This is a genomic window from Moorena sp. SIO4A5 (assembly GCF_010672005.1).
Taxonomy (GTDB): domain Bacteria; phylum Cyanobacteriota; class Cyanobacteriia; order Cyanobacteriales; family Coleofasciculaceae; genus Moorena.
This window is the reverse complement of record NZ_JAAHHZ010000045.1, coordinates 42,664-51,956: the sequence shown is the minus strand read 5'-3', so window position 1 is coordinate 51,956 and position 9,293 is coordinate 42,664. Positions and strand designations below refer to the sequence as shown.

11 protein-coding genes are annotated in these 9,293 nt (G+C 45.8%); 6 read left to right on the top strand and 5 right to left on the bottom strand.

What is annotated here, in order from left to right; translation table 11 throughout:
* The first annotated feature begins 349 nt into the window (after positions 1 to 349).
* The 3 genes from F6K57_RS16000 to F6K57_RS15990 are packed head-to-tail and all read left to right on the top strand — an operon-like array spanning position 350 to position 1,271.
* Complete coding sequence (locus tag F6K57_RS16000) at positions 350 to 487, top strand: hypothetical protein (protein WP_293030364.1); 138 nt, start codon at positions 350 to 352, stop codon at positions 485 to 487.
* An 18-nt stretch (positions 488 to 505) separates the two neighbouring features.
* The gene (locus tag F6K57_RS15995; protein ID WP_293030367.1) at positions 506 to 958 is read left to right on the top strand and encodes a helix-turn-helix domain-containing protein; all 453 of its coding nucleotides are present in this window, start codon (positions 506 to 508) and stop codon (positions 956 to 958) included.
* Positions 933 to 1,271, top strand: a complete 339-nt coding sequence (locus F6K57_RS15990; RefSeq protein WP_293030370.1) for a hypothetical protein — start codon at positions 933 to 935, stop codon at positions 1,269 to 1,271. Before F6K57_RS15995 ends, F6K57_RS15990 begins: the two co-directional genes overlap by 26 nt.
* A 24-nt stretch (positions 1,272 to 1,295) precedes the next feature.
* Here F6K57_RS15990 and F6K57_RS15985 read toward each other — a convergent pair whose 3' ends face one another.
* The 5 genes from F6K57_RS15985 to F6K57_RS15965 form a co-directional block, all read right to left on the bottom strand.
* A complete protein-coding gene (locus F6K57_RS15985; protein WP_293030373.1) occupies positions 1,296 to 3,749 on the bottom strand; it encodes a TOMM precursor leader peptide-binding protein in 2,454 nt (817 codons plus the stop codon).
* 358 nt (positions 3,750 to 4,107) lie between these two features.
* On the bottom strand, positions 4,108 to 4,506 hold the full coding sequence (locus F6K57_RS15980) for a four helix bundle protein (protein WP_293021276.1): 399 nt from the start codon (positions 4,504 to 4,506) through the stop codon (positions 4,108 to 4,110).
* Between the two features lie 144 nt (positions 4,507 to 4,650).
* Positions 4,651 to 4,785, bottom strand: coding sequence for a hypothetical protein (locus F6K57_RS15975; protein ID WP_293021277.1), 135 nt, complete (start codon positions 4,783 to 4,785; stop codon positions 4,651 to 4,653).
* 35 nt (positions 4,786 to 4,820) lie between these two features.
* The gene (locus tag F6K57_RS15970; protein ID WP_293021278.1) at positions 4,821 to 5,441 is read right to left on the bottom strand and encodes a hypothetical protein; all 621 of its coding nucleotides are present in this window, start codon (positions 5,439 to 5,441) and stop codon (positions 4,821 to 4,823) included.
* Positions 5,442 to 5,444: 3 nt separating this feature from the next.
* Positions 5,445 to 5,741: a hypothetical protein gene (locus F6K57_RS15965; RefSeq protein WP_293069195.1), complete on the bottom strand. Its 297-nt coding sequence runs from the start codon at positions 5,739 to 5,741 to the stop codon at positions 5,445 to 5,447.
* A gap of 66 nt (positions 5,742 to 5,807) precedes the next feature.
* Between F6K57_RS15965 and F6K57_RS15960 the strand changes: the two genes are divergently transcribed.
* The 3 genes from F6K57_RS15960 to F6K57_RS15950 all read left to right on the top strand — a co-directional run bounded on the left by F6K57_RS15960 (position 5,808) and on the right by F6K57_RS15950 (position 8,555).
* On the top strand, positions 5,808 to 6,122 hold the full coding sequence (locus tag F6K57_RS15960; protein WP_293021280.1) for a DUF433 domain-containing protein: 315 nt from the start codon (positions 5,808 to 5,810) through the stop codon (positions 6,120 to 6,122).
* Positions 6,119 to 6,451 (top strand): DUF5615 family PIN-like protein, encoded by a 333-nt coding sequence (locus tag F6K57_RS15955; protein WP_293021281.1) that lies wholly within the window; start codon positions 6,119 to 6,121, stop codon positions 6,449 to 6,451. The genes F6K57_RS15960 and F6K57_RS15955 overlap by 4 nt, the downstream gene beginning before the upstream one ends.
* A 229-nt stretch (positions 6,452 to 6,680) precedes the next feature.
* Positions 6,681 to 8,555, top strand: coding sequence for an alpha-amylase family glycosyl hydrolase (locus F6K57_RS15950; RefSeq protein WP_293069193.1), 1,875 nt, complete (start codon positions 6,681 to 6,683; stop codon positions 8,553 to 8,555).
* The last annotated feature ends 738 nt before the right edge of the window (positions 8,556 to 9,293 follow it).

Genomic DNA, 9,293 nt, shown 5'->3' with positions numbered 1-9,293 from the left:
GGGACTTTATCGAGAATCTGCACACAGGTTCCGATTACTCTTCCCCTCTCATCTCGGCAGGCTGAGGGATGCACTCCTCAGAAAACCATTTCAGGTTTCGATTCATTCAGACGCTTTCACGTCGCACAACGACCACAGTTTTATTTTAGCACAAAAAATTGCATATTATAACATATGTTTTAAATTTTTGTAACGAATTGGAAGTAGGGAACAGGGAACAGGGAATAGGGAATAGGGAATAGGGAGTAGGGAGTAGGGAGTAGGGAGTAGGGAATAAAAATTCTCACAATTAATTTAAGTACTAAAAGTTCTCACTAATTAATTAACTAAATTAGTGGGAAGTAGTGCGATGCTCCTTTGGAGCCGCTACGCGATCGCATTTCCCAATTCCCAATTCCCGACTCCTGATTCCCGATTCCCGATTCCCGATTCCCTATTCCCCTTGTCAATTCTCTTTTTTTCCATTAAACTAGTATTATCGGAATAGTTAAGGAGGAGTCCACTGATGAACAAGTGTGTTGGTACCACTGAAGCCGCATCTCTGTTAGGAATTTCGTCTCGGCGATTGCGCCAACTCCTAGAGAAGGGTCGGGTCAGGGGTGCTTATAAAAGTGGGAAATTCTGGATTATTCCTCTGTTCAACCATTTGCCACAAATTACCAAAGGTAGCCGTGGACCGAAGGGCAAATGGCGTACCAGTCGTCCCCCGGCTTTAGCGAAGATTAATGTCAACCGCAATCACATTGGCTCGAATATGCACAAAAGCCGGGAAGAGCGGAAGCCAGTGATTTCAGTAAAACGAAAGGGTACCAATCTCTACGGCAACGAAGTCGAAATCCTCGGTCCTTGTAAGATTGTCTATCAGCCAGATCATCCCCTCGATTGTGGCGCTCGTCTGTGGATCGAAACCTTCAGTGATATTCACTTCATTGGTGGCAGTTTCCCCGCTAGCAGCTGAGCAGGGGAGATGGGGTGATGGGGGAGTGTGGGGCGGGGGCGCGGGGAGATGGGGTGATGGGGAGATAGGGAGATGGGGAGATGGGGAGATAGGGAGATGGGGAGATAGGGAGATGGGGAGATGGGGAGATGGAGAGATGGGGCGTGAATTCTTGTCCACTGTTCCCGACTCCCGACTCCTGTTCCCTGTTCCCTGTTCCCTGTTCCCTGTTCCCTGTTCCCCACTCCCGATTCCCGATTCCCGACTCCCGTTCCCCTCCTGGGAGGGGTTAGGGGTGGGTTCCGATTCCCGATTCTTAATTCTTAATTCTTAATTCTTAATTCTTAATTCCCCATTCCTACAAAATCATCGGGATCGGATTAAGTTGATCTTCCCTTAAGGGTTCCGCGAACAAGCCTAACTTAACGGGGACATCATACAACCGACCGGGGGCGAATCTTGCCCAAAAATGGCGCATCCCTGGTACAATCACCTTGACTACATTTAAGCCAATATCCGGGCGGGTTTGGTCTAGAACTAGGGTTTCCATGCCTGCGGACTGGGCAATGTTGACACAGGTTATGACATCCTCATAAATATCATCACTCCACTGTTGAGCATAGTCACTGTGATGCTTGAGGGGAATGTCAGGATTGGGAACCATGTAGGGATGCTCTTTGCGGTTTAGATTATGCTTATTCCATTCCTCCCAAGCACCGGTTTCACTGGGTTCCACGTCATCCACATAAAATCCCAGTTGGTTCATCTCTGTGACTGCCCGTAAAATGGCAATCCGAGGATCGAGATGGGCACCAAACCCGGCAATAATCCCTTCTTGTTCCTGATCGGTGCGGGCTGAGACGGCAGCAAAGGCGGGAATGCCTAAATCACTGGTAATATCCAGCACCCACAAATCACGTTTGCGATCGCGGTATAGTTGTTGTAACTCTACCAGATAGGGGTCATCAAAGCTGGCTAAATCCACTCCCGGACATTGCAGGCAGTTGTACCACCAAATAGCCACGCTATCCCGTTCCACCAATTCCATAAAGCCCTGCAAAATCGCTTCTTCCAAGGTATTGCCAGCAGCATTGCCATTGGAGTCACCGGAACAGAAGTGATGATCCTTTGATGGGGGATAGTTGTAATAACAGAAGGCAGTGGGTAGATAGCTATGGGTTTGTGTCACTAAAGACCAAACAGGTGTCCATTCAATGGCTTTGCTGCTATCAAACCGTTGCGGCACCCAATTGTGATCGACTCGGGCTTTGTTCAAGGTTTCTCGGTGAGCGTACTGATACTCACTAAACTGCATCACCTGTTCGGGAGGAATAGCAGTATCTCCCAACTCCCCTAAGGTAGAAACAATCCGGGGTTCATCCCCATGATAGATACTGGAATAGCGTTCTACCGCTTCACAGAACCCACTGGCTTTGGCTTGACGGTCAGTTTTCCCTTTGCCAGCACTTTTATGACCCAACAGACGACGCAAACGGTTCAAATTATTGGTGGCAGCACCGTAACTATGAATAGCATGATAGGTATGGAGCAGGGCACTGTCTGGGTCAGAGGAACGGACTAGGGCACTGACAACTCCGGTGATGGGACTAACCAGGTGTTGGTAGCGTTTCAGGGTTTGATCGGGAGTAAAGGCACGATGCCCGCCATCGGTAGTGTATTGCTTTTTACGATTGACTAAGGTAACCGGTTGATGAGCGCGATCGCTTAAAAGTTGCGGATTCCCACAAGCAGCACATTGGGGACGATGGGAGAGCTGATGGGTTTCAGTGCTAAGGTTAGTTTGATTGAGGGTAATCACTTTCCCCACCAACGTGGCCAAGTTAGCTGTTTCCTCTACCCCCAGTTGCACTATCCATTTAGCGACTTCAGTGGTAATTAAATTCAGGCCAGTCTCTAAGGTAGAACTGAGGAAAGCATTAGAAGTAGGCAAACACCCCGTCACCCGACCAAACTCAACTTGATGATTCGGGGTTTGAGACTGATTAACAGTTTCTGATTGTGTTTGGGTCAATTCTTCTCCCCGATTCCCGATTCCCGATTCCCGATTCCCGATTCCCGATTCCCGATTCCCGACTCCCGACTCCCGATTCCCCTCTTCTGCAAGACGTCTCGCCTTTCCCTTCTGCTTCAGCACCGACGCTTCCACTTCCCGGTTGCCCCGCAGACGATGGGCCAAACATTCCCAACAGCCAGTTATTCCTGGTTCAAAGATCGGACCAAACCACAACAGTCCTCCTATTGGTTTCGCCAACAGCCAGGGTTGGTTAGTATCTAGGGCGACTTGATTAATCTCTGCTAGTTCCGGTTGTAGATAGTCATCGGTAAGCACTACTAACAGAGTGGGTAAATCGGTGACTGGGGGTTTACCTGTCCAGGGTTGGGTTTGAATGCCAACGGTTGTGAGTTTATCGGTCAAGGGTTTAGTTGAAATATTCCCCACAGCAGTGACATAAACTACTACTTGCCGCAAACAATCATAAGCAGTTTGGGGTTCTACTCCCAGCAAACTCCAGAAAGCAGCAGCAGCGTCTGACAATTCAGGCACTTTGGCAGCGATGTACCCTTTGTCATACAAATTTTCGATCACATAAGCCACCTGGTCTGGGTCAGCGTGCTCTGTCAGTCGTTCACAAATTTCCTCGTAGGTATACTGACCATCCAGCAGGGGCATCAGATGACAGTAAAATTCCCCCGTTAAAGCGTGGGTGGCGTTTTCTGCCAATAGATAAACATGATTGGGTTCAATAATTTCAACGCGATAATGGGGACGGATTTGTAAGAGTGGTTCCATGTTTCTGGTGGGGAGATGGGGAGGTGGGGAGGTGGGGAGATGGGGAGATGGGGAGATGGGGAGGTGGGGAGGTGGGGAGATGGGGAGGTGGGGAGATGGGGTGATGGGGAGGGAGTTTGATGGAGAGAGGGTTTTTTTAAGGTTAAAAATACCTTTTTTTTAAGAAAAATTCCCCCTATCCCCCTATCCCCCTATCTCCCTATCCCCCTATCTCCCTATCTCCCTATCCCCCTATCTCCCTATCTCCCTATCTCCCTATCTCCCTATCTCCCTATCTCCCTATCTCCCTATCTCCCTATCTCTCCAAATTGTTAACGTATGATATTGAAACAGTTCTAATGGGGATATGGGGATAATTTTAAGGTTTTTTTAGTAACCACTTGTCTGAGTCATTCACCATTTTGACTATACTGCCTAAAATCTCGTTATATTGATTTGAGAGTTCTCTGGCAATACCAAGATCTAGATAATTGCATTTAACTGCAAATTTCAACCACACTTGAGTTTCTGCTGCCTCTGCTTCTGCATCGTTGAGCCTAGCACAAAAAGAGCCTTGATATCTTCTTCTGCGCCAAGCCTCTGCTAGGTTAGCACATACTGAACGAGAAGAGCGTCGGATTTGATCAGTTAAAGCGTATCTTTCTTCAATTGGGAAACGTTTAGAGAGTTCAAATATCCTCATGGCAGCCTTAAAAGCCTTTTGATACACTTCTAAATCTTCATGATTATTGATCAATTTAGGTGTTTTTGAACTCATCCCTAACTCTCTATTTTCTTAACTCCCAATCTCCTGATAGTTTAATGTTTACATCAGGAATATACCAGCAATAGTAAACCCTCGCAAAGGGCTGGGCAAGATTTATTTACATTTGGGTCGGGAGTGGGGAGTCTGGAAATTGCATCAAAACAATAAAAATATAGCGCTAGCTTTTAACCTTGTGTCAATGTCAAACACCTTAATCGGTAGTGCTATACTTAGTCGCCCCATCTTCCCATCTCCCCATCTCCCCATCTCCCCATCTCCCCATCTCCCCATTAATTATGGGTATTCAACCAGAATTGATATCATTCCTAATCCTGTTCTACCATCTGCACCAATTTCCCTAGAATAGGTTCGATGGGAGGCAGAAAATATTCCGCCAGATCGAGGGTTACTGTTTTTTCTTCCAATTTCAGAAATCGCCATAGAGTCCCAGTGGTTACGGCACCGTAAACCGTTGCAATCCCATTACCGTTACTATTATTCTCCTGTTGGTTAAACCGAGCAGCTGCTACCATTGCAGCGATACACTGTCCTAATCCCCCTTTCAGGTCTTCTTTTTTGGCTTCTATAATAATGGCTACTGGGGCTTTAACAAATAACTGTTCCGGTGAAAGACTAATAATAAAATCACAGGTGCCATTTAATCCCACTTCTGGGTCAACAGTAAACTCTTCCCCAGAAAACAAGCTAATCTGGTTTTTATGGCATTCTCTAACTGCGAGTAATACTGGACATATCAAGAGTTCTGATCGGGCTTTTTCCGTATTCAAGGCGATGGCTAGTTGGTAATTTTGGGTGATAAATTCGGCTAAATAAGGACTAGGATAAATTACGCGATCGCTATCGCTTTCAAAAATATTCCCTTGTTCGATTAAGGTTAAGTCAAAATCATTGACTACTTTTTGAATAGTAAATTGACTGTAATACATGATCTAGGGAAGGGAGTAGGGAGTAGGGAGTAGGGAGTAGGGAGTAGGGAGTAGGGAGTAGGGAGTAGGGAGTAGGGAGTAGGGAGTAGGGAGTAGGGAGTAGGGAGTAGGGAATCGGGAATCGGGAATCGGGAATCGGGAATCGGGAGTCGGGAATCGGGGGAAAATATTGTGTACTTGATTACTATTAAAAATGGGCTTATTGCATTTTTTAACTATTTTTTTAACTATTTGCTGAAATGCTATACTTTGAATGCGATTGGCCGTAGGCCACGCTACGCGAACGCAAACAGACCGCAAAGTGTGCTATTCAGTAAGAATACTACCGTAAGGTAATGCATCTTTCAGTGACGTTTAACTCTCCCAATGGCAACTATTCCAACAATCTCAGAACATATTGAAATCACTCCGGGGGTTTGTGGCGGTAAACCTCGGATTGCCGGACATCGGATTCGAGTTCAAGATATTGTCATCTGGCACGAAAGCATGGGAATGTCACCGGATGAAATTCTATATCACCATCCTAGCATTACCCTGTCAGATGTCTATGCAGCACTGGCTTACTACCACGACCATAAAGAGGAAATCAGACAGGATATTGAGGCTGGAGAAGCCTTTGTAGAAGCGGTACAAGCTCAAACACCGTCTCTATTGCAGCAAAAACTTCAGAATCGGCAATGACCAAAATCCGATTTCATTTGGATGAAAGTGTTAGCAATGCCATCTCTCAAGGTTTGCGTCGTCGTGGAATTGAAGTAACGACAACCTCAGAAGTTGGACTGATTGCTGCCTCTGATCAAGAACAGCTTGCTTTTGCCACATTGCAACAACGAGTTCTGGTGACTCATGATGACGACTTTGTGGTACTTCATCAAACTGGAATAACTCATTCTGGAATTGCTTATTGCAGTCCTAATCGACGCTCAATAGGAGAAATCATAGGTACACTAACTTTGATTTGGGAAGTATTGCAGCCAGAGGAAATGCAAAATCATCTTGAATTTCTCTGAGTTTCCTTCGTCATTATCAATTCAAAATTCAAAAACACCCCACGAATGAATTATTAGGTAAATTCAATTTTGTTATTCCTACTCCCCACTCCCCACTCCCCACTCCCCACTCCCCACTCCCCACTCTCGACTCCCGATTCCCGACTCCCCCTAATCTTTTGCGGAATATAATTATCTACTGGTGTATACCGTTAAAGAAACGAACATCGATTCACCAAAGGTTTCCATCGTGTCTACTCCAGTTGAACCATGCTCTCCCCAAACCCTTGCTGAGGCCAACCTGCAACCGAGGGGCAATGTTTATCCCAGTCCGATTACTTGGCGAGACCAGATTCTATACTTTCTGCTACCTGACCGATTCAGTGATGGGTTAGAACTAGAGCGGAAAAAGTTTGACCGTAGCAATCCAAACCAATTTAAAGCCAAAAATAAAGGTGACTGGATGAGCAAGGGAAAAAGGTTTCAAGGGGGTACCCTCAAGGGAATCGAAAGTAAATTGGACTACTTGAAACAATTAGGTGTCACTACCCTTTGGATTGGTCCAGTTTGGCGACAACGGATTGAACTAGACACCTATCACGGCTACGGGATTCAAAATTTCCTAGATGTTGACCCCCGATTTGGCAGCCGTCAGGATTTACGGGATTTAGTGGATGCTGCCCATGAGCGGGAAATGTATGTGATCTTAGACATCATTTATAACCACAGTGGCAATAACTTTTTCTACCAAGATGATAATGATAATCCTCAGGCTACCCTTCCCTACCGTTTTGAACCCCCTTATCCATTTCATAGTTGGCGTTCTGGCACTGGTAAAGCGATTTCCCAAATCACTACAGAAATTGATGGGGTATGGCCTCAAGAATTTCAAAACATGGATTGGTACACTCGTGCTGGTCATATTAACGAATGGGGTGCAGACCCTTGGGAAGATAAACTGCATCCGGAGCTAGAATTTCGCCGAGGGGATTTCTTTGATTTAAAAGATATTAATGTCGCTAAACCGGAAGTCTTAGCAGGGATTATTAAAGTCTATCAATACTGGATTGCCCTAAGTGACTGCGATGGATTTCGCATTGATACCGTTAAGCATATTCCTTGGCGAGTTTCCCGTAGTTTTTGTGGTGCTATCCGGGAATATGCGGAATCGATTGGTAAGGATAACATCCTACTGGTGGGAGAAGTAACCGATGGGGCTCATATGTCCCGCAACTACCTGGAAGTATTTGGTCGCAACTTGGATGCTGTGCTTGATATTGGGGAACCCACAAAGCGATTAGCACAGATGGTAAAAGGATTAACACCGCCAAGGGAGTTTTTTGGTCAATTTGAGGAGCATAATATCCTTGGTAGCCACCGGGAAACGGGACGGTATCATGTTTCCATCTTAGATGACCATGATATGGTCGGGCGCGATCGCAAACATCGCTTTGCTGCTAATAACTCTATTCCTAGTAAATACCAGCAAATAGCCCATGCGGTAGGGGTGCAACTGACCACGTTGGGTATACCCTGTATCTATTACGGTACTGAACAAGCATTTGATGGCACAGAAAACCGCCATGACCCTAGTGTTGAAGCAATAAATGAGTATGGCAACATTTCCAATAGCGATCGCTATATTCGTGAATCGATGTTTGGGGGTAGCTTTGGAGCATTTGAAACCAGTGGCTGTCACTTCTTTGACTCAGACCATCCCACGTATCTCAGAATTTCTGCGATCGCAAACCTCCGGAATCGACCAGATCTGATTGGTAAAACCCTACGTGGCGGTCGTCAATACCTCCGAGAAACCTCCTATCTCGGCAAACCTTTTGCTATTCCTGATGCTGGAGAATTAATTGCCTGGTCAAGGATTCTCTACAATCAAGAAATTCTGGTTGCTTTAAACACCCATGGCACTGAAAACCGTGGTGCATACGTCACCATTGATGCCTCACTACACCCCCACGGCTCAACCCTTACTCTGCTCTACAACAGTTACTGGAGTAACTCTCAATTACGCAATCCACCCCAGAATCAAACTGTAATCGTTCAACATGACCAGGGTAGGGCAACGGTCAGGATTGAGTTACCGCCTAGTGGCATGATGATTTTGGCCTAGGGCGTGTTTTCAAAGTTTTCCGCAAGATTTAGATCCCCCCCAGCCCCCCTTAAAAAAGGGGGGAGCCATACTCAAAGTCCCCCTTTTTTAAGGGGGATTTAGGGGGATCTCCGAGGCAAGAAAACACGCCCTAGGCATTCTACCGTAAAACTGCCAATAATTATAACATTTTACTGGTTTAACCATGTGAGGGGTTGTACCCCACATTTATTTTGCTATACTGAGATCAAGTAGATACACCCTGATGATCAAGAGAGTCACAAGCACGGCTCTCTATTTTTTTTTGAGAGGGCTTAACAGTTCTAATGGTGCTTGAAGTCAGCGGTTTGAAGGGAACTGGTGGTTGCTGCATGAGTTGGTAAGCTTGATCGGAATCATTAAGCCGATGCACACTATTAAGTTTTGTAACATTTTGCTTGCTTAGAGGGATGAGGGGTTGCACCCCACATTTATCTTGCTATACTTAGATCAGTAGATGCACCCTGATGATCGAGAGAGTCACACGAACGGCTCTCTTATTTTTTTTGAGATGTCTTAAGAGTTCTTTACATATTTGAAGTGATAGGTTTGAAGCGGTGCTTAACCTTCATCCCAATCATTAAGCCGATGCACACTATTAAGTTTTGTAACATTTTGCTTGCTTAGAAGGGTGAGGGGTTGCACCCCACATTTATCTTGCTATACTTAGATTAGTAGATGCACCCTGATGATCGAGAGAGTCACACCAACGGCTCTCTT

What these genes read in the sequence shown, in the direction of transcription:
- F6K57_RS15985 (WP_293030373.1), bottom strand. Translation starts at nt 3,749, where the DNA reads ATGGAACCACTCTTACAAATCCGTCCCCATTATCGCGTTGAAATTATT.
- F6K57_RS15995 (WP_293030367.1), top strand. Translation starts at nt 506, where the DNA reads ATGAACAAGTGTGTTGGTACCACTGAAGCCGCATCTCTGTTAGGAATT.
- F6K57_RS15955 (WP_293021281.1), top strand. Translation starts at nt 6,119, where the DNA reads ATGACCAAAATCCGATTTCATTTGGATGAAAGTGTTAGCAATGCCATC.
- F6K57_RS15980 (WP_293021276.1), bottom strand. Translation starts at nt 4,506, where the DNA reads ATGAGTTCAAAAACACCTAAATTGATCAATAATCATGAAGATTTAGAA.
- F6K57_RS15975 (WP_293021277.1), bottom strand. Translation starts at nt 4,785, where the DNA reads ATGGGGAGATGGGGAGATGGGGAGATGGGGAGATGGGGAGATGGGAAG.
- F6K57_RS15970 (WP_293021278.1), bottom strand. Translation starts at nt 5,441, where the DNA reads ATGTATTACAGTCAATTTACTATTCAAAAAGTAGTCAATGATTTTGAC.
- F6K57_RS15960 (WP_293021280.1), top strand. Translation starts at nt 5,808, where the DNA reads ATGGCAACTATTCCAACAATCTCAGAACATATTGAAATCACTCCGGGG.
- F6K57_RS16000 (WP_293030364.1), top strand. Translation starts at nt 350, where the DNA reads ATGCTCCTTTGGAGCCGCTACGCGATCGCATTTCCCAATTCCCAATTC.